The sequence below is a fragment of the Mycoplasmoides fastidiosum genome, assembly GCF_024498275.1.
Classification (GTDB): Bacteria; Bacillota_I; Bacilli_A; order Mycoplasmatales; family Mycoplasmoidaceae; genus Mycoplasma_N; species Mycoplasma_N fastidiosum.
The window spans coordinates 461,694-484,696 of the sequence record NZ_CP101809.1 but is presented as its reverse complement, the minus strand read 5'-3'; the positions used below and the strand labels follow the sequence as shown (position 1 = coordinate 484,696).

Here is a 23,003-nt window from a genome sequence, read left to right as displayed (position 1 = left end):
TTTTTTCGCATTATCAACAAAAGAAGCCGTTTTTTTCACCAAAAATGCAGCAAAAAAATCCTTTTTAACAGACACCAGCTAATGCTTAACAATTTTTGGGGTCATAATAATACCATTTAGATACAACAATTCCACAACTAGATTAGTTGTGGAATTGGCAGGATTTTGGAATTGATTCAGTGAACAATGACACTTTTTTGCAGGATTAATTATTTTTGGATTTTTTCACAGTTTGCGCCATGTACAACCGTTTACTACGACCCCGGTAGCGTTTTCAAAGTAAATAAGCTCCTGTTAAAGTTCCAATAGTCCCACTTCCCCCAAAAATTGGACCTAGTAAAAGTGGTAATTGGTTTTTAAAATCACCAACCGTATACCAAAAAGTTTGAGTTCCTAAATTAGTACCATCTTGGTAGTAGTTTTGGAATTGGAGTTGAATGTATAATCGTCCTAATAAGTCATTAGCACTTACCTTAATAATTGGGTCTTCAATTTGTTTATGATCACTCATAAATTGAACCAGTGAGCGCAACCGTTGTTGGTCGGATTTTAAAAGGGTTTCAATTGCAGACGGGCGTAATTGATTTAAAGTATTATCCTGTCGTAGTGCTTCAAAGTTGGTAGTGAATTCAGTTGTGAAAGCGGTGTCAACGGTTAATTTAATTTCTGGGACTGCAATCACATCGTTGTTTTGGGGCACATTGTGAACATACCCGTGTAAAATTTGTAAGTTTTTTAAACTAATTACCCCACTAATGTGATTAATACTTATTGAATCAACTAATTTAGCACTAGGAGTTAAGCGAGGTCGGGTTTGGGGGTCATTGAAAACCGAGTTTAAAAAAACTAAACCATTACCCAGCATCAGCATTTCATTGAAATCTGTTTCAGTAAACTGGTTGTGTAAAACAGCTTGTTGCAAATCAAATAATAGTTCTGAAACCGATTTGGTTAAACCAAATAAATTGCGTAATCAATTAATGATTATCGTATTGTTGTTGGGTAATAATTCAGTTGAACTCACTGCAAATTGTAAAACAATATCGGGCAGTTCTAAAGTGGGTCCAATTTTCCCTTCGGTTCAGGGGGTTAAAATGCGAATTTGACTTAACCGTAATTCACTCCCAGTTAAACTAATATTGCCAATTTGACCAACGGGGCCAATAATATTAGTTGGATCAGAACCACTAGTTAAAACTGAATTGGTGGCATTGCGTAAGTGATAAACTTTTTGGTTTAAAAATTGTTGGAAGCTAAAAGTTGGATCAGTTTGGGCTCCCAATTGTAAACCCAATTGAGTTAATAATATACTTGGGGGTTGGTTTAGAATATCTTCATAGTCTGCTAGTGGATTACAGATAAATTCGGTGTTGGCTCCGGTGTTTAAATACCAAATTTCGGCCACTTCAATTTCATAATCAGGAACTACCGGACTATTCTCATCCGTGGTATTCGCATATAACGCAAAGATCAGTTTATTAACTTTTAAAGTCCGCTCACCATTGGAAATTTCAATCTCAGCCGGATAAGCAATCGTGGTATCATATGCTCCCCCATACGGCACATTATTAGCCATAAAAGTACTAATTCAGGCTTGCTGAATGGAGCGTCAACGGTGGGAGGCGCGCACCGATAAATTTTTGCGATTGGCAGTCAAAAATTCTAAATCGGCTTTCATGGTGGCTGCATCAACATCGTTTCATAATGGCGCTAATAAGTTAGCACTAAATTCGCCCTGGCTTAATTGTTCAGGGACCTCTTGGTTTGCGTATTTATGAAAAATGACTGTGGTACCATTGCGTAAAAAATTCACATAAATGAAGTCATTAACCAAATGTAGTTGGGTTGAACCGTTGGCTAAATAATTCACAATGTGGGGTTTGCGAATAATCAAAATGGAAGAGTCTAAAGCCGATGCTTCAATCCGTTCAGCAATGAAATAAGTGCGGTTAACTCCGCTTGATACCGCCGAATTAACAAATGCTAAATAATTGGGCAAATAAAAATAATTTTGAAAATTCGTCTTCTTAATGAAGTCATTTGCTGACTGTGCTTTTAGTTGGTTAATGCGGACTAAATCAGTTGGATTAATGCGCGCCGCATTATTATTCACTAATCATCTGCGGATTAAGTTTGAACCAACTTGGGTGGTTTGATGAACTAAATTGGGGGTATTTAAACTGGCAACTGCATCATCAACAACTTGTTTTTGGGCGGGAGTAATTCCGGCTGCGGTGTAACTGTAACCAAAATAAAATTTGGCATAATCATCTTTAAACCCAGCCGCAGAAGTGATGTTGGTATTAACCTGAAAAGTAGTTAAATATTTATTTGGTAGACTATAAGTTTTAGCTTCAGTTACCACATGATCGACTGGTTCTTGACCCGCAGTGGAAACAAAATTGGTCATGGTTATCGCATTGGCTGCAAATGTAATGGTACCCGCAACTAAATCAACTTGAATTTTGGTTGGATCAATGCGGTAATGGTTTTCGCTGATGTTGTTAACATCAAAAGTTTTTTTACCAACATTGAGTGCATCAATGTAAGCAGGGGCTAAAGTGGGTGAACTAAAAATTTGTTCGACTTCTAAAACTGATTTATTCGCTAAAGCCGAACTGATTGATTGGGATCAGATGAAACTGTTGACAACTGAACTGGCTTGGACACTATGTTCTGGTACATCGTGAGTTACTGTAATAAAACTATTCGCTTCTTGTCAGTTTTTAAATTGCAAATTTTGAAAAGTTAATTGCCCAGTTTGATTATTAGCCACTAAAGCTTCATTTAACGTTGTTTTTAAAGCAAAATTATTTTTGTTAATGTTTTGTAGAGTGAACAAGTTCATGTCAGTTAAGTTGAGATTATTGTTAACAATCGCTTGTTTTAAATCATAAACATTCATTTGGTTTAAGACTTCTTCAATTGTTGTGGCTTGATTATTATTGGGATCAACTTGGACTAAATTATTGGTTTTTAAATAATTTTTAATATTCGTAATAATTTGATCATCTGTTGCTCAAGTTAAAGAAGATACAGGACGTTGACCTTGGTAGTTAGGTGAAATTGGAATCGTTAGATAAGTCGGGGTTTTTGTAGCAGTTTGATTTTCTGGCTGACCATTGTTATATTTAATCCCATTTAAAAAATGATTTTTTAACCGAATATTTGTGAACCGAATTTGGCCGTTAACCATACTTTTAATGAAGTTATCTGCTTGGGTTACTAAATCAGCAGTTGTTAATTGATTGTTGTTAGGCTTGTTCACAACATTTAAAAAAATTTGCGGATTAGCTTTAAATGCGGCCTCAATTTCTTCAGGAGTTTTGCCTAATAAAAAACTGTTTAATTGGTCTTGGGTTTTTCAAGTGACTGTTGTTGTTTGGTTGAACAAATGTTCTCATAACACTGTAATCCGTTGTTCGGGAATACCATTAACTAAATCGCCCGGAATTCGCACTTGTCATAATAGTGTTCCGTTTGCATCATTAGGAAACAGGGTGAAGTATTGATTAGCATCAGTTTTTGTTACTGATTTTCAAGTGGAAACATCTGTGGTGACTGCACCTAATTCAAAAATATCTTGAGCAGTAATCGCACTTGCTGGTTTAGCAATAATTTTATTAAATAAATCTAGTTTAGCTTGATCACTACCAAAAGTTGTGGCATTAAAAGTTTGTGCCGCATCAGCATCAGCAATGTTTTTCCCAATTACCGTGGTATTGGTTTTTGGCAATCCGGTTCATTTATAAACGACATTTTTTAGCTGAGTTGGATAACTAAAACTGGTCCCGTTTGCAAAGGTGTAATCAGGAATTTCCACTTTAAATTGCACCGTTCCATCCACTTGGTTTTTAATGATCTCAGTAATTCATTGGGCATTAACATGGGTTAATTGATCTTGGTTAGCTTCAATCGTTGATTGTTGGGCATTATCAACCATTTTGTTGCCCAAGTAGTTGGTTTTAAAAGTTTTAGCAATTAAAGCTGCTGTAACTTTATTGTAATCAGCAACTGTACTAATTGCCGCTTTAGCACTTTGTGGCGCAGCATATTCTAATAAATTATTCTTTGCGCTACTAGAAGTGAAAGCTTCAAAACTTCCTTGTTCATTTTCTTTTTGAATTTGCGCTTGAGCAAATCCGGTGACAGTTTTATTGACTGTGACATCAATCGTTGGCGTACTGTCATTAGAAGCTGTAGCTTGAGTATCACCCATTTTGTACAACCGGCCCTGACGAGAATAACCCGGCGAATAAATACGGAATTGGTAAGTTAATGATCCTGCTTCTGGATCATAGCTGAGTTTGACATTATTTTCATTCAACCGCTCCATATAAATTTCATCAAATTTTTTAGTTGATTTTCAAAATTTATTTTGTCCATCTAAAATATCATCGACCCGGACATTTTGGGGAAATTTATTGTGATATTCGGATAAATTTAAATCATTAGTGTCAGCTGTTGCAGCTACAGCACTAGCAAAATTACTAGTTTGATCTAATTCTGTAGCAATGGTATCAACCACATTAAAATAACTGGAATAATTGTATAAACCATTATTCATCACAAGTGATGAAGTATAAGGAATGGGAGCATCTTTTCTGACCCCAAAACTACTGTCACGGTTAATATTCGATACTCAAGTAACTGGTGAACCAACGGTTAAGTTCATAATCGGTAGATTCCCAAAAACACTACCAAAGTGTCTAATACTATTGTTGACATTTTGACCAGATCTTTTCCCAGCTGCATTTCCGTTATAAAGATTAATCGGGTTTTCTGCATAATTGGCCATCAACCCAATTTCGCTCCGCCCTGATGGCGAAAAATTTAACCGGGCGTTAAAGTTTTCATAATTCCGCGCATCATAAAAGACATTACCATCAAAAACTGGTTGATAATCTGCGCCCCGTTCGGATTTAGCAAATGATTTAGCCGTGATTAAATAAGTGCGAAAGGGTTTGTACCGTTTGTAATATGTTTGGTTATTTACATCCGTAAAACTCATGCGCCCTGAACCACCATTATTTCTAGGAATTGTAACTCACCCTTTAGTGCCCCAGAATCCACTTTTTTTCCCGTTATTAGTTCCGTTAATAAAACTCTCTAGAGTTGGGGCATTAGCGGCACGTTCGTCAGGATTGTATAATCCTGTTCAACTATCATCTTCTTGTTTACCAAAATCTGACAGTTTAGGAACCTTTCAACTAATACCTGTGCCCCCACTTAAAGCAGTTGTACCACCATACGGATCTGGCATAGGTGGTTGTGAAGCTGCTGAACTATCTCCCCCACTACTTGATGGTGCAGATTCGGTCATGTTATCCCAGTCATTTCCATCCGCATTATCAGCTCGTGAATCTTGGTTTTGTTCTAATAAACCAAAACCATTAAATGATCGAAACGAATAAACACTTAATAACGGCCGAGCAAAATTATAACCAGGACGAATGCCTGTTGTCCACCCATTGACCCCCATAAACGGAAAAATGGAATCGGGTTGGGGCACTAACATTTCCGCATTCGCATTGGGGTTAGTCGCATCATTTTTATTTGTAGAAGTAGTAATGATTTCTTGTTGGGTTTGTTTGTAAGCCGATGATTTGTAATCATTTAACCCAACATATAAATTGACACTTTTTTGTTGGGGTGAGGTCGATGAATTAGAATCAAAATTAACGTTCGTATTCCGGAAAACCATTGGTGCTACAAGGTTATTATTAGAAAAACTAAAATAAGGATTTTTACCGCCTGAAGAAGCCGTCATGCCATTGGCATGAACGACATTAGCATCTAATTGTTGATCTGTTTGATTGGGAACATCATTGTAATTGCCAAACGTTAATCCCCGAATTGGTCAGGGAGATTGACGTCAACGGGCAACTTGTTCATCCGTATATTTATATTGGGTTTGATCATTTACTTTTTTATCCCCCGAATTATAAACATCAATGCCGTATGGGCCGCGAATATTTGGGTCTTGAATACTTAATAATCCTGTAGTATTCGTAGTTGTTTTTAATGAATATCACGGCGTTGCATAAATCCCCAGTGGATCAGTTTCGGTTCCTGAACCTAATTTATTATTGCTCATGTTTAAATAAGCCAAATTAATTTTTAAATAGTATTTGGGAATTTCGCGAATGTTGTTTGACGCCACATCATAAAACCGTGGTACACCTTGATGAATTGGGGTGTTGTACTGGTTTTCGGCATTAGTTCTCTCTTCTGTGCCTTCAGTTAATTGGTCAAATGGATCCAGAACATAAGAAGCAACATTAATCATCTTATTTAAGTGAGAATTAGTTGCCAAAATTTTATACAATTTTGGCATTTTAGTTTTGTCAAACTTAATTTCATAATCCCCAAAATGATTGTTAGACAAATTAATATTTCACAATTCACTCCAAACAATTGCGGGGTTTAAAATCGCATCAATTTCAGTTAAATTTAAATCGCTTAAATCAAGTGATTTAACCTTTGCTAAAGCAGCTTTAGTAACTTGGGAATTAACTCCTAAATCATACTGGGAATTACTAATGGTTTGTTCGGTTGCTTTCAATGCATCTAATACCCGGGTGGCTAAACGGGATAAGGGAAAAACATCAATAATCCGTTTGACACTAGATTCATCAGCTCAGTCCACATAGTGAACTGTTGTTGTTGCTTGTTGATCAGTTTTGTGGTCTTGAACCCGATAGTTTAAACCAGGCTGCAATTGTGTCATTTGACTGATGCTTAAACTGAAACTGGCTAAAGTGATTAAACCGAAAATCATTCAATTATTTGTTCGGAGATTTTGAAGTAGCAATTTTTGTTTGCGATTCATAGAAAATTATTTAGTTTGATCCTAATGAAAAAAACCATTGTTCGTCTTTGGTTTGAAACGACGAAATTTGATTGAACGAGTCCCAGTAAACTGGGTTACTCCCTAGATGCATTTAAAGTCATTTAGTAACACAACAACAATGATGCATGTTGTAATATCTGCAAATAATTAGGAAGATCAAACCCCAATTTATTCCAGTAACAATACTTAATTTTTCGGTTAATATTATTGGTTTTTAAAAAGTGCGAAACTGTGCTGTTTGACAAACGCCAAAAACCCAAACCTGTGCTGGGGTTTGGGCTAAAAATTTGGAGAGTGAAAATGAAATTATTTTTTAATAAATTAATTCCATTATTGTCGGTGAAATTAGTGGCAAATAAAGCCCCCCCCCGACGCAATTACTTGATTTGGTTGCATCATGTGAGCTCAACCATTTTGTACTGCAATAGTTGGGTCCACAAGTTGTTGGTTTGGGGATTTGTGATCAAATCAATAAGCTAAGTTTATAAAACTAACAGTCCTAGAAATAAAAATAGCAAAATTGATTGGTCATTTTCTTGTTCAAGAAAATGCATATTTATCAGCAGATGCCATAAACAATTGGTTGAATTTTCCAGTCATTGAAAATTAAATAATCAATTCCAACAATGACAACTTGTAACTTTAAATGAATAAGAAATAAGTTACAAAAATTAATATAGCAAATTACATGTTCAATTCAAAAATTGAACATGTAATTATTGAAAAAAGTTATGCTACTTGAGAGCAAAATAAAGAATATTGGGTAATATTACTTCAATTCTACCACAGTTAAGATTTCTAGTTTTTGTTAAACTCCGAACTTAGTTTTATAGTTTCAATTTCACTTGCATATACCAAGAAGTTTGTTAACTAAATGTAGTCAATAATGATTTATTGCAATGAGAAAATTTATGACAACTTGTCTAGTTTGATTATTAGTTATTCTGCTTGTTTTTTGGATTTTGTTTGGCGAAGTTTTTTATTTGGAGCACGCGTTTGTTGGGTTGTAGTTTGCATGTATTTAATGCTGCTAGTGGTATGACGGTGCCGTCAAATCCCATAATAAATCCCAACCCCTAAAAGGGTTAATAAGACCATAATTCATGGTAAATGGGTGTTAACAAAAACATGTGAATTCGAATCAAACCCAGTTAAAACTAGTTGTTTCTGTAAATTTTTAACTTGTCCGTTCACAAACGCATTTTCAATTTCATAATCAATGATAATCTGGTTGTTAACCAGATCAGATTGAATGGCCCGAATGATTAAGCGTTGTTGGTCATTTTCACTAATTAAAACTTCACTTAATTGTAAATACCGATAAGCCAAAGCAAATTGATCAGATTGTAAAGCCATAGTGGTATTGCGAATGTTCGCTTGAATTCCTTCTCGGACTAAATCCGTGGTAATCTGTTCGGTTGTTTCAGCTACAATCCCTGTGTTCACTAATTTTAGTTGGGTTAAATCAATTTGGGCTTGATCAAACTTTGCTAAAAATGGGGTTAAACTAATCGGATTGGGGTTTAAATCATCAACTGTTGTCTGATAACTATTAACTAATTGGATACTGCCAGCTAAAAAAGTCAGCTGACCAATACCGTCGTTAATTAAAATGTAATCAGTTAACTGCTCAACTGGAGTTTGGGTGGCTAATAATTGCGCAAAACGGGGATTTAACACTAATGACAATGGATTGGTTGGGCGGGAAAATCCTTGAACTTGGAAGAAAGATTGTAAGAACGTATTAATAGCGGCTGGTTCGTGTAAATTTGTTCTTAATCACCCTAAAATGTCTGCGCCCGAAACATCTTTAACTGCTTTAAAACTCCCGTTAAAATTCAGTTGATAATCAGCTTGGTCATAAGCTTGGGGATGAATTACAATTGGTTGGCGTTTAAAACCCTGAATAATTACATTATTCAAACCAACATTAACATAATTACCCGTTTGATCAATTAAACTTTGGGTTGTTTTATTCAAATCAAAAATGTTTTTCAGAATTTCAGTTTGTTGATCAGTTGCATTAGGAACATGAAAATGCAAGAACGGATTAAGCACGTAAATTTGTTCGTTTTTCGCACTGTAATATAAATCCGCTTTGCGCACATTAAAACTGAAACGATATTTTTCCAGTTGCTGTTTCAAAATTTGAAAAGCTTCATTATATTGTTGGTGTTGATTACTAATTGCAATTCCGGTATTATCAACTAAGGTTCAACTGACTAAATCTAAAAGTTGATCGGTATTAGTTAGTTCAACATAATCATTATTAACTGGATTAATTTGGTGAATTAATTGTTGGTAGTATTCTTCGACAGTTAAATTTTGAAATTGGTTATTCGTTACTGTTCCTGAACTGGATTCTCCATCTAAATTCCTTAGTTTCTCATCATCAGTGCGAATTTTTAAATTGCTTTCAGTAAAGTTTTTTCAACTGGGTAACAAAAACACCCCTAAAGCATTCGTGATTTCAAAAGTTTGTTCTTTATTAGCTAAAGTAAAATGACCCGCACTTAATCCGGTAATATAATTTTCCACTTGAACTTTAACAGTTAAGCTCCCCGCATTATAATCTGCAGCACTGAATGCTAGATTAGTGAACTTTGTCATTTTGCCGACATTAGTTTGATCCACATCTTGACTGGTAAATGTTGTGGTAAAAAACCGTTCTGCATCCGGATTCGTGTAATAAATCGGGTGAATAAATTTAAATTTTAAAATGTTAATCGCATCTTCAGCCGCTAACAAATCCGCACCAGTTAATGGTTGGTTAGCTGGAGCATTATATAGTTTTTGGGCTTTTGCTAACAAGTCCTGCAGTTGGTTCACAATCCCTAGCACACTTTCGTTGGCAAAAGTGCGATTCACATCAACATTAGCTGCAAAGGGTAATTGTTTTTTAATTTCCGCATCAATCCGGAAAAAGTAGTTACTTAAGAAGAAACTAATTGGTTGGTTATAAAATTCTGGAGCCGGATTGCGTTCTGGTTTAGCTGAATTTTTATAAACATTATTAACAAATAAAGTATTGGCCGCAATTTTAACTTCACCCGTAGAATTGTTAATTTGGATCCCACTGAAGTCATTTAAATCAACATATGTTTGATAGCTGGTATTTGATGTCGAAGTGGTTAACACATGGTTTAAAAATCCCGTCAAATTATCATAGGTTTGATAATTCACTTGACTTGGTAGTTGACTAGTTTGCAGATTTTTTAACCGGCGTAATTCCGCCAATCATTCACTTGGTAATAAATCTTTTCATTGCTTAGCTAACGCATCATGGAATAAAGATCCGCCTCCAGTATAAGTGGAATCTGGTTTATTAGTGGCATTTGGAGTTGCTGATGATTTGTATTTATCATCAATTGCTTGGTTTTGGGTAGTATTAGGTTTAAAAGCGACTAATAAATTTGGTAATCGGGTAATTGGTGCATTCGCTTCAGTGCCTTGATAGAATTTACCGTTTAAATATCCACCTTTAATTACCAAGCCATTAATTTCAACTAAATCTGCATCAGTGCGTAAACTTACGTGTTTTTTAATTGTATCTCGATCATGACTTGGTACACTACCAAAACCAATGACTAATTGTTTTTGTTTTGTGTCATCTAACGCTGTAGCGCCATTTAATTCTTTGTCCTTAGTTGTTGCAAATGATGGAGCAGCAGAATTAAAATCTAATAGCGGAAATAATAATTCACTGAATTTAGTTTGTTCTGTAGCTGCTGATAATGCTGTTTGAAAGTTACTGATTGAATCTTTATAAGCATCATAATTGATGAAAGAAATGCCTGAAACTGGATCATTATTTTGTTTTCATGTGAATGAAGAAGTGAAATTGGATAACCCAAAAAAACTGCCCGTTCGAACATCAATTACTTGATGACTCCCTGTTGTTTCAGATAAAGTCACTGCAAAATCCACACTACCAACTTCATCATTACGATTAACATCAGTTAATTGTAACTGGGTTTCAGGTGGTAAAAAATCAGTTAATTTATTCTCAGTTTCAGCTTCTGTTCATTGTTTAGTTACGATATTTTTTTCTGTGCCCTGAATCGTTTGAAAAGTTTTTAGGGTAACAAATTCTTTGAGTTTGTTATCCGTATATTCTAAAGCACCTAAATTTTTTGCAGCATTATCGGTATTAATGGAAAAACTAAATTTTTTAAACGTGGTAATCGTGTGGTTTTCAACTAAGTTGATCCCACCATTGACTGGATTAGCATTGATTTGTAAAGTGAATGATAATGTTCCATCATTCTTATTGAAAAAGACGCTGCTAACGTATTTATCTGCAGCTTTTAAATCAGCTAATTTATGAATGTTTTGACTTTTCAAATCAGTAACTGAAGCTGATGGGTTTTCTAAATCAGAAGTTAGTTTACCATCAGTTCGTTCTAACCCAATTCAGCGCACACCGACATGATCTTTAATTCATGTTAGCGCTGCACTACGGTCTTTAGAGGCAAAATTTTTTGGGGCATTAGTTTCATCATCAAAATTAGTAACAGTTTTGTCATTATTAATTAAAAAAACTTTTTGTTGCGGAAATCCGGTTAATGTAATATCTTCAATACTAATCTTATTGTTGTTAGGATCATTGACATCAAACCCCACCACAATTTCATTTTTGATTAGATCTACTTTTTTAATGAATAAAGCATTGGAGTTGTTACGAATGTAATTGTGAATGTAACTAGTTCCTGATGTTCACTGATCAATGTTATTGGATAAATCAGTTTGACTGATCATTGATGCAAATTTAAAGCGATTAGTAAAATCACTTGCTGTGGAAACATCAAATGTTCTGTCACTACCTGTTGTATTTTTAGCGTTTAAAAAATAACTGGTATCAGTCAGTACATTAATCGTGTAACGATAAGTTCATTCTTGAGTTGGAGCAGAAATAATTAAATTGAATGATGGTGATTTAGGCACTGCATTTGTCCCACTAGTTTCAGCAAATGTTTGAATATCAATTCCTAATGATTTATTTCCAGTTGCACCAGATCAAGTTGTTGCTTTTTTTCGTCCGTTGTAATAGGGAAGTTGTCCTAAAACTTCAGTTAGAAATTTATAACCGTTGTTGGTAACTTGGGGAGTTTGACCAACAATTGCAGTTGGTAGTCCATTTGATTCAGAAGGTTGATATTCAGCGGTCAATTCTTGAAAAGCTAAATTATTTTGAAGTCCATTCGCATTGGCATACAAACTTACCCAATCAATATTTTTAAAATTTGTATCAGCTACATCTTCATTATTTTGGTTTAGCAGTTGAACATTAATTGATTGTCCTGGACCATTCCGACCATCTTGTCTACCTCAAGAATTAGTAACCGAATGGTTTTGGGGTAGAGTGCGGGTTAAGATGTAAGGCACTTGGGAATTATAAGATTTGTAAGCATCTGAAGTGGTCTGTAAAATATTATCTGCAAAAGCCTTTCTTTCAGGTGCCATGTCTTCAGTTCGAGAAACTGAACGTGCATTACGAACAGGTGTTGCAGTTGTGCCAATTTGTTTTAACTCCCCGTTAGAATCAAAACCCGGTAGGACAAATTTTTTATTTTCTTTCTTAGCAATCGTCACGTTATAGTTGATTGTTTTGTTATAACTTTGTAAATAAGTTAGAATTTTGTTATCGTTTAATTGGTTAAAAAAGATTCCGTACAAATTATTGGAATTGGCTCGTCCTCCTGCACTGTTTTGAATATCGTGAATAAAATTCCCATCAAAATTACCCAGATAAGTTGAAAATAAATTATTACCATCTTGGGTTCCGATTCAAACGCGATGAAATCATGGATAAAACTCATTTGTCGTGTTACCAATTTGCCGATTTCATGGACTAACTGGATAACCATTAACATTGGAGTTCACAGTTGCTCCCGCGCCTTGAACTCTTTGAGATTCAGGAATCGTTAATTTCGGTCACGTGTACCAACTACTATTCGTATCTTGTTGAGGTCAAAAATCTAGCAATTGATTGCCATAAAAAGAAAAATTTGGCAGGGTGTAATTATAATTACCAGTTTTTAAAGCATCAAATATTCGCTCAGTTTGCGAAGTTCAATTACTTGGTTTGGTTTCATTGTCTTGATTGTAATATTTTATTCAATTGATCGGGTTTACAACATTGTAAAAACTTGAAGTAAGATTAGCAATTAAAAAATTTAAACCATGAAATCATGGTAATGGTTTTGCAGCAATTGGGGTAATATAGCGTAAGCGATTGTTACTAAAATCCACATTAGTAAACATGTTTTTAGATAACGGAATGCGCTCGATTTGGTTGTTAGAAAAATCAATCCGATAAATATCTTTGGAAAGATCTAATTTAACTCCGCCAAAGTTGATGCCTTTATCTAAGTTGAAATGAGTACTACTATTCGTATTAACTAATGTTCCATCCACAGTTGTAGTAATGTTACTTGTTGTATCATACGGAATATCACTAGAACTAGTATCTGTTGGTTTTAAACCATTTTTATTAGCTGATAAAGTTGTAGACTGGTTAATATATTTGTTGCCGTCTCGTGTTTTAAAATAAAACGGATCAGCTGAAACTGCATCTAGAAAACTACTATAATCAGTAATTGATTTTGTGCCAGTTTTACTAACTGAACTGCTACTACTTCCTAGATAATTCACAGCAGGCAAAGTGATTTCTAATCACTTTTTAACACCTTTAACAATTGCTAAATCTTTAACATCAGAATTGGTATCTCACAAACTTTTTAAATAATCATAATAATTTTGATTGTCTTGAGAAGTTGGTGAGGAACTTTGTAATTCCGTAGTTGTTCGGTACTCAGTTGAATAATGATTATTACTAAAAGTATTAAAATTCCCGATCGCTTGAATCGCATTCCGACTAGCCCGAATGTTTTTTAAAGCCGGAAAATTTTTGTAATTCGGATTGGGAAAATGGGTAATGATATTATCTTCGACATTAATCGTACTCAAACCGCGGTAACGAATTTCAAAATTAGAATTACCAGCGATACGCGAAGAAGAATTAGCGGTGCCTAACAAATCATAAATCCCTAAACCCCAACGCAGGTTGGGATTAAAAATCTCCGCAATTGAAGATAATGCACTATTTGATAAATCTAAAGTGATGCTAGTTTTATCAAAGGCATTAAACCAATCTTCTTGAGAAAAAGCTTCTTCAGAACCTTTACCTAAAATACTTCCAACCGCATTGCGAATTGCCCGAGTTGGAAACAGTTCAGTTAATTTGTTACCAGAAGTTTTTAGGGTTGGTCAATTATTACTGGTTTCAGTTAAACTAAACAAACCTGGAGGCGGAGCAAATTTCACATCCTTTAATTCTTTAGTTTGTTTGTTATACTGAACGTATTTTAAATTGACATAATCATAGGCATTAGCTTTGATTGTTTCACTGTTTTTAGTCAAACTAACTTCAGTTGAAACTACCCGAATGCCGGTTTTGGGTAAATCACCTTGAAACGAAATTGCTTTAGCTTCTTTTTCGATGATAATGTTTTCTAGATCAGCTAAATCACGGCCTAAAAACGCACTTAAATCTGAATCAGCAACGGAGTTAGCACTAGAACTAACCCCCCCCGTGGTTGTTTGGCCAGATTGGGTAATGCGGGCAATGCGGGCTTGAACCGGATCGATTTGTTCAGCTGCTTGTTGAGCTTGGTATGCTTGGTGTACTAAATAAGTGGAACTGATAAAAGCAGTAACACTAGAAGTCAAAAGAGCCAAACTAATTAAGCAATTTGTTGAGAAAGAAAAACGGTCTTTACCAGTTGCTCCAAAAACGAATTTGTTAAATTTCGGATTCATTGAAAATGGTCATGATAAATCGAAACAATAACAACTTGTAACTTCAAAAGTTAAAAAAGCAAAGCAAGAAAGCTAATATAGCTAATTATCCATTTAATTGAAAAATGAAATGGACCTTCATTCAATAAAAGTTACAACAATTTTGTGAATATATGAAAAAATATCGGTTGATAATGGTTTAATTTTATCATAAGCAAATTTTGCTGTTTGTAAATGTTTCAAGCCGATTTTTAACATGAAACCCCATTACATATAACAAGAATTTGTACAAGAAATATTTATAAATTATTTTGGTTTATTTAATCAACAAAAAAACAACCACTGGTAATTTCCAGTGGTTGTTTTTAATGCATGATCATAAGAAATAGTTTGATTAACTATTTTTTCATTTTAACAGCAGTGTTGGCCATATAAAATTTCTTGCTGCCCAAATACTTCCGTCTTCAGAAATAATAAGCTAAACCAATCAAGCTAATCCCACCAGAACCGCCAAAGACGGGAGCTAAAACTAATGGGAGTTGGTTTTTGAAATTTGATAAGGTGTAACTAAAAGTCTTTGGCCCTAAGTTGATGCCGTTTTCGTAGTAGTTTTGGAAACTCACTTGAATGTAGAGTTGACCCAACAAATCATTCGCACTAACGCTTAGTTCGGGTTGTTCAATTTGTTTATAATCATCCATAAAGTGGATTAAAGCGTGTAAACGGGGTTGATCCGCGGTTAAAACACTTTTAATTTCAGAAGGTCGGAGCTGGTTTAAATCAGCAGCTTGGTTCAGTTCGTTGAAATTAGTTACAAACGTGGTTGTAAACGTTGTATCAACCACTAACCTAATTTCAGGAACATCAATGATTTTATCATTTTGGGGCACATTATCAATATAACCGTGCAAAATTTGTAAATTTTTTAAATTAACTGCCCCACTAATATGATCAATTGTGACTGAATCAGCTAATTTTTTTGTTGGAGTTAACCGCGCTTGGGTTAATGGATCAGCAAAAACCGAATTCAAGAAGACCAGACCATTGCCAACTCTTAACATCTCATTAAATTCAGCTTCCCTGAATTGTTCAGTTTGGATTGCGGTTTGTAAATCAAATAATAATTCGGCAACTGATTCTTTAGCCCCAAACCGGTTTTTTAATCAACCAATAATCACGGTGTTGTTATTTGGTAACAATTCAGTTGAACTTATTGCAAATGGCAGCACAATATCGGGCACCATTAAAGTTGGCCCAATTTTCCCTTCAGTTCATGGAGTGAGGATTTGAATTTGACTTAAGCGTAATTCATTACCAGTTAAACTAATGTTCCCAATTTGACCAACGGGACCAATGATATTGCTGGTGTCAGAACCATTGGTTAAAACCGAATTAGTTGCATTGCGTAAATGATAAACTTTTTCGTTTAAAAATTGTTGGAAGCTAAAAGCCGGATCAATTTGAATTCCCAATTGTAAACCCAATCGAGTTAATAATAAACTTGGTGGTTGGTTTAAAATATCTTCATAATCAGTTAAAGGGTTGCGAATAAATTCGGTGTTAGCACCCGTATTTAAGTACCAAATTTCAGCCACTTCAATTTCATAATCAGGCACCACCGGACTGTTTTCATCCGTGGTGTTGGCATATAAAGCAAAGATTAATTTGTTAACTTTTAAAGTGCGCTCTCCATTAGAAATTTCAATCTCAGCCGGATAAGCAATCGTGGTGTCATATGATCCGCCATATGGCACATTATTCGCGGTAAAAGTACTAATTCAGGCTTGTTGAATGGAACGTCAGCGGTGGGAAGCCCGGACCGATAAATTCTTACGGTTTGCGGTTAAAAATTCTAGATCCGCTTTCATAGTCGCTGCATCAACATCATGTCATAATGGCGTTAGTAAGTTGGCGCTAAATTCGCCTTGGCTTAATTGTTCAGGAACTTCTTGGTTTGCATATTTATGAAAAGTGACAGTTGTACCATTGCGTAAGAAATTGACATAAATAAAGTCGTTAACTGGATGTAATTCTGTGCCCCCATTGGCTAAATAATTCACAATGTGGGGTTTGCGAATAATTAAAATCGAAGAATCTAAAGTGGATGCTTCAATCCGTTCAGCAATGAAATAAGTGCGGTTAACTCCGCTTGACACGGCTGAGTTGACAAATGCTAAATAGTTTGGTAAATAAAAATAACCACTGAAATCAGTTCGTTGCACAAAAAGATTAGCAGATTGTTGTTTTAATTGGTTAATGCGGGCTAAATCAGTTGGATTAATGCGGGCCGCATTATTGTTCACTAATCATCTTCGGATTAAGTTCGAACCCACTTGGGTAGTTTGGTGGACTAAGTTCGGGGTTTTTAACGTTGCAACTGCATCATCAACAACTTGTTTTTGTGCAGGAGTAATTCCGGCTGCAGTGTAGCTGTAACCAAAATAAAATTTCGCATAATCATCTTTAAACCCAGATGCAGAAGTAATGTTCGCATTCACTTGGAAATTGGTTAAATATTTATTTGGTAAACTATAAGTTTTTGCTTCTTCAATTACATAATCAACGGGAGCTTGACCTGCACGCGAAACATAATTAGTCATAGTAACTGCTTGGGGTTCAAATGTAATGGTACCCGCAACTAAATTAACTGTAATTTTGGTTGGATCAATGCGGTAATGGTTTTCACTAATGTTATTTGCATTAAAGGTTTTTTTACCAACATTTAACGCATCAATGTATGCCGGAGCTAGAGTGGGTGAACTAAAAATTTGTTCCACTTCTAACACAGATTTATTCGCCAAAGCTGAGCTAATTGATTTGGATCAGATGAAACTGTTAACAACCGGACTAGCATTGATTGTGTGTTCTGGAACATCATAAGTCACTGTTTCAAAACTATTCGCATTTTGTCAGTTCTTAAACTGTAAATTTCTAAAAGTTAATTGTCCAGTTTGATTATTAGCAACTAAAACTTCATTTAAACTGGTTTTAAGACTAAAGTTATTTTGGTGAATATTTTTTAGATCAAACAAGTTCATATCAGTCAAGTTTAAATTGTTATTGACAATTGCTTGTTTTAAATCATACACATTCATTTGGTTTAAAACTTCATCAACTGTTGTTACTTTTTCATTATTGGGATCAACTTGGACTAGATTATTTTTTTGTAAATAATCTTTAATGTTTTTGATTACTTCAGTTTCGGATTTTCAAGTTAATGCAGAAACCGGACGTTGTCCTTGGTAGTTCGGTGAAATCGGAATTGTTAAATAAGTTGGATTAGTTATTGGAGTTTTGTTTTCGTCCTGGCCGTTATTATATTTAATGCCGTTTAGGAAATGGTTTTTCAACCGAATATTCGTCAACCGAATTTGTCCGTTATTAACATTGATAATGAAATTTTCATCTTCAATTTGTAGATCAGCTGCAGTTAACTGATTATTATTCGGTCTATTAAGTACATCTAAAAAAGCTTGGGGGTTAGTTTTAAATGCCACTTTAATTTCTTCTGGGGTTTTCCCCAGTAAGAAATTATTTAATTGGTCTTGGGTTTTTCAGGTGACAGTGGTTGTTTGGTTAAACAAGTGTTCTCACAAAACTGTAATCCGTTGTTCGGGAATGCCATTGTTTAAATCACCCGGAATCCGTACTTGTCATAATAAAGTTCCGTTGGCATCATTGGGAAACAAGGTGAAATAATCATTTGCATTGTCTGCAGTAACTGTGGATCATGTTGACACATCTGTGGTAACTGCACCTAAATTAAAGATATCTTGAGCAGTAATCGCACTTGCGGGTTTAGCAATAATTGTTTTGAATAATGCTAATTTAGCTGCATCATCTTTAAAAGTATTTTCTATAAAAGTTTGTTGTCCAGCATCAAGCGCAATGTTTTTCCCAATTACTGTGGTATTAGTTTTTGGTAAACCGGTTCATTTATAAACAGCCGTTTTCAGTTTAGTGGGGTAATTAAAACTAGTGCCATTGGCAAACGTGTAATCCGGAATTGCCATTTTAAATTGAACCGTGCCATCGACTTGGTTTTTGATGATTTCAGTAATTCATTGCGCATTCACACTAGTTAATGTGTGTTGATTGGCTTCAATTGTGGCTTGGTTGGCTCCTGCAATCATTTTGTTACCTAAGTAATTGGTTTTAAAAGTATTCGCAATTAAATTTGCATCAACTTTAGTGTAATCTGCTACTGTGGTGATTGCAGTTTGAATACTTTGGGGTGCAGTATATGTTAATAAATTATTAGTTATATCACTGGAACTAAAATCAACAAATGTTCCGCTTTCATTTTCTTTTTGAATTTGCGCACGTGCAAAACCAGTTACCGTTTTATGAACTGTCACATCAATGGTGGGCGTACTATCTTTTGAAGCCATCACTTGATTATCGTCTGCTTTAAACAACCGCCCTTGCCGCGAATAACCGGGTGAGTAAACCCGAAATTTATAAGTTAGTGACCCAGCTTCAGGATCATAGGTTAGTTGCACATCATTCGGGTTCAACCGTTCCATATAAACGGCATCAAATTTTCTTGTTGATTTTCAAAACTTATCTTTACCATCTAAAATATCATCGACCCGCACATTTTGGGGGAATTTATTTTGGTATTCAGACAGATCTAAATTACTAGTGGTTGTTCCTACTTGAGTACTAAAATTGGCAGCATTATTTAAATCAGTTTTAATTTCATCGACAACATTAAAATAACTCGAATAGTTATATAAGCCATTGTTCATGACTAATGAAGAAGTGTAAGGCACCGGAGTATCTTTGGCTACACCAAAACTACTGTCACGGTCAATGTTGGACACTCAAGTAACTGGAGATGCAGATGTGAAATTGACAATCGGTAAATAACCAAAATAACTGGCAAAATGTTTAATACTATTATTAACATTTCTACCACTTAATTTACCACTTGCACTTCGGTTATAAAGATTAATCGGGTTTTCGGCATAGTTAGCCATTAACCCAATTTCACTTCGTCCTGAGGGCGAAAAATTTAACCGGGCATTAAAGTTTTCATAATTTTTGGCATCATAAAACACATTCCCATCAAAAATTGGCGCATAATCTACACCCCGCTCAAATTTAGCAAATGATTTGGCAGTTACTAAATAAGTGCGGAATGGTTTGTAACGCTTTCAATAAGTTTGATCTGTATCATCATTAAAACTCATTCAACCTGAACGAGGATTGGCATTAATGGTGACAAAATTATTTGTTCCCCAGAAACCACTTTTATGGTCGTTATTATCTCCCTTAATAAAATCCTCTAATGTTGGTGCGGTTGCATCTCTTTCATTCGGATTATATAATCCAGTTCAATTGCCACTACTATCCATCTTCCCAAAATCAGAAAGTTTAGGAACTTCTCATTTAATACCAGTTCCACTTTCTTGTGAACTAGTACCAGCATACTGATCCTGATTAGCTGCTCCAGTACTGCCACTTCCAGATGTTGTTGTTGAAGGTACTGTATTATCCCAATCATTCCCCTCACTACCATCTTCCCGAGAATCTTCATTTTGTTCCAACAAACCAAACCCATTAAAAGAACGAAATGAATAAACACTTAACAAAGGTCGGGCAAAATTATAACCCGGCCGAATTCCAGTGGTTCAGCCGTTTAAGCCCATAAACGGAAAAATCGAATCAGGTTGGGGAACTAGTAATTCCGCATTTGCATTTGGATTAGTTGTATCACCTTTAGTTGTCGAAGTTTTAATGATTTCATCTTGTGCTTTTTTATAAGCCGAAGTTTTAAAGTCTTCTAAACCAACGTATAAATTGACACTTTTTTGTTGGGGTGAGGTGGAAGAGTTTACATCAAATGTCACATTGGTATTTCTAAAGACCATTGGCGCCACAAGGTTGTTGTTGGAAAAACTAAAATATGGTTTTTTGGCCCCTGAATCAGCTGTAGTACCTGAACCAACAGTTACTTCAGAATCCAGTGCACCAGTGGCTCGGTTTGGTACATCATTGTAATTACCAAAGGTTAAACCCCGAATTGGTCAAGGTGATTGGCGTCATCGCGCCACTTGTTCATCGATATATTTATATTGACTGGGATCATCTGTTTTTTTATCTCCAGAATTATAAACATCAATACCGTATGGTCCACGGATGCTGGGATCTTGAATTGGTAATAAGCCACTAGTATTTTGGGTTGTTTTTAACGAATACCACGGCGTAGCATAAATCCCCATGGGATCAGTTTCGGTCCCTGATCCTAACTTATTATTGCTCATATTTAAATAAGCCAGATTAATTTTTAGATAGTATTTAGGAATTTCACGAATGTTGTTAGATCCTAAATCATAATAGCGTGGTACACCTTGCCGAATTGGAGTGGTGTATTGGGTTGCAGCTTTTCCTCTTTCACTTGTACCATCTTCAGTTTTATCTTCAGGATCTTCGACATAAGATGAGACATTAATCATCTTATTTAAGTGGGAATTTGATGCCAAAATTTTATAAAGTTTAGGCATTTTAGTTTTGTCAAATTTAATTTCATAATCACCAAAATGATTATTCGACAAATTAATGTTTCACAGTTCACTCCAAACAATTGCGGGGTTTAAAATCGCATCAATTTCAGTTAGATTTAAATCACTTAAATCAAGTGATTTAACTTTTGCTAATGCTGCTTTAGTAACTTGAGAGTTAACCCCTAAATCGTATTGGGAAGAACTAGATGTTTCAGTTGCTTTTAAAGCATCTAAGACCCGAGTTGCTAAACGGGATAAGGGAAAGACATCAATAATGCGTTTTGAATCAGTACTATTCCACTCTACATGATGCACAACAGTTGCTGCTTGTTGTTTGTGAAAAGAAGAATTAGTTGGTGTCTGAGCATAGTGTTGACTCATTTGGTTAATGCTTAAACTAAAACTAGTTAATGCCACTAGTCCTAAAATTAATAAATTAGAATTAAATTTTTGTTTATTATGAATTTTTAATTTGTTGCTCATAGCAGCTTATTTATTTTAACTAATCGTGAACCACTGCTTTTCTTACGTTGGTTAAACGTAATTGGGTTAAACAAGAACAAATGTTATTTCGTTCTTCCTGCATGAATTTGACACTATCAATTGTGTATTGGTAATGTCAAATTGCGTAATCAAGTGCCATGACTAACACTATTAAAATAATTAGTGTTCATGGTCAATGAATCCTTCAGAACTGCTGGTTCGAATTTTGTAATTCTGTATCTGTTGAGGCTTCAATTGAGTAATGATTATTGTTAAAAGTATTCTGATTGCCAATTACGTGAATGACACTCCCACTTGTATGCATAGTTTTTAAGGCCGAAAAGTTTTTATAATTCCGATTAGGCAAATAAGTGATGATATCACCTGTCACATTAATCCTATTCGAATGCTGGTAACCAATTTTTAAATTCGAACCAGCAATAATTTCAGAAAAAATATTAGCGGTTGGTGATAAATCATAAATACCCAAACCTCAATTGAGGTTTGGGTTAAAAATTTTAATAATTAAACTTAGAGCGTGATTGAAGAGACCTTGAAAAACACGAAGTTTCTTGCATGCTGCGCACCATTTATTTTTGAAAACACTTCCATCTACTGATTTTTCCAAAATGTTAGCTACAACCGTTGGGATTGTTTGAGTAGAAAGAAATTTAGTTAAGAATGAATCAATCTCTGTTAGAGCAAAGCAATTATTTTGCTCTTGATCCAACCTAAATAAGCTTGGAAACAAAGCAAATCTAACATCAGTATAAATTTTAGTTTGCTTGTTATACTGAACGTATTTTAAATCGAGATCGTTATAAGCATTTGCGGTGCTGGTTTGATTATTTTTATTCAAACTCACAGCTGTTGTCACTGCTCAGATCCCAGTTTTAGCTAAATTACCTAAAAATGGGATTAGTTTGGTGTCGGTTTTAATAATGATGTTTTTAATATCGGCTAAATCACGACCTAAAAACACTTTTAAATTTGTCTCATTATTGCAACTAGTAGGAGTTATACCCCCCCCCCGGCGGAGTTGGGTGACTGGATTGAGTGCTGTGGCCAATAATCGTTTGCACTGAATCAATTAGGTGTTGCAAATCGGTTTGTTGGGTCAAGTAACTTGAAGCACTAAAGCCAACATTAATAGACGCTAAAATGCCAAAATTAATTAACCATTGGGTAGATAGATCCCATTTGTTATCATTAGTTTGGGATCTGAAACTGGTTTTAAATTTTGATGTCATTGCAAATAGCACTAAGTCTATACCATGACAACTTGTAACTGAAAGAAATTAAAAATAAAAATCTAACGAATCAACTGATTTTACGTAGTCGATTTTTAGATAAAAAAG

General features: G+C 35.0%; 6 protein-coding genes. All 6 read right to left on the bottom strand.

Going from position 1 to position 23,003, the window contains the following annotated elements:
• Positions 1-205 precede the first annotated feature (205 nt).
• On the bottom strand, positions 206-6,781 hold the full coding sequence (locus NPA10_RS01460; protein WP_256547770.1) for a hypothetical protein: 6,576 nt from the start codon (positions 6,779-6,781) through the stop codon (positions 206-208).
• A 417-nt stretch (positions 6,782-7,198) separates the two neighbouring features.
• A complete protein-coding gene (locus tag NPA10_RS01455; protein WP_256547769.1) occupies positions 7,199-7,453 on the bottom strand; it encodes a hypothetical protein in 255 nt (84 codons plus the stop codon).
• Positions 7,454-7,792: 339 nt separating this feature from the next.
• Positions 7,793-14,674 carry a hypothetical protein gene (locus NPA10_RS01450; protein ID WP_256547768.1) on the bottom strand — a complete coding sequence of 2,294 codons (6,882 nt, stop codon included), beginning with the start codon at positions 14,672-14,674 and terminating at the stop codon, positions 7,793-7,795.
• A gap of 377 nt (positions 14,675-15,051) precedes the next feature.
• A complete protein-coding gene (locus tag NPA10_RS01445; protein WP_256547767.1) occupies positions 15,052-21,645 on the bottom strand; it encodes a hypothetical protein in 6,594 nt (2,197 codons plus the stop codon).
• Positions 21,646-21,664: 19 nt separating this feature from the next.
• Positions 21,665-22,714 (bottom strand): hypothetical protein, encoded by a 1,050-nt coding sequence (locus tag NPA10_RS01440; RefSeq protein ID WP_256547766.1) that lies wholly within the window; start codon positions 22,712-22,714, stop codon positions 21,665-21,667.
• The gene (locus NPA10_RS01435; protein WP_256547765.1) at positions 22,653-22,895 is read right to left on the bottom strand and encodes a hypothetical protein; all 243 of its coding nucleotides are present in this window, start codon (positions 22,893-22,895) and stop codon (positions 22,653-22,655) included. Before NPA10_RS01435 ends, NPA10_RS01440 begins: the two co-directional genes overlap by 62 nt.
• Positions 22,896-23,003: the final 108 nt, after the last annotated feature.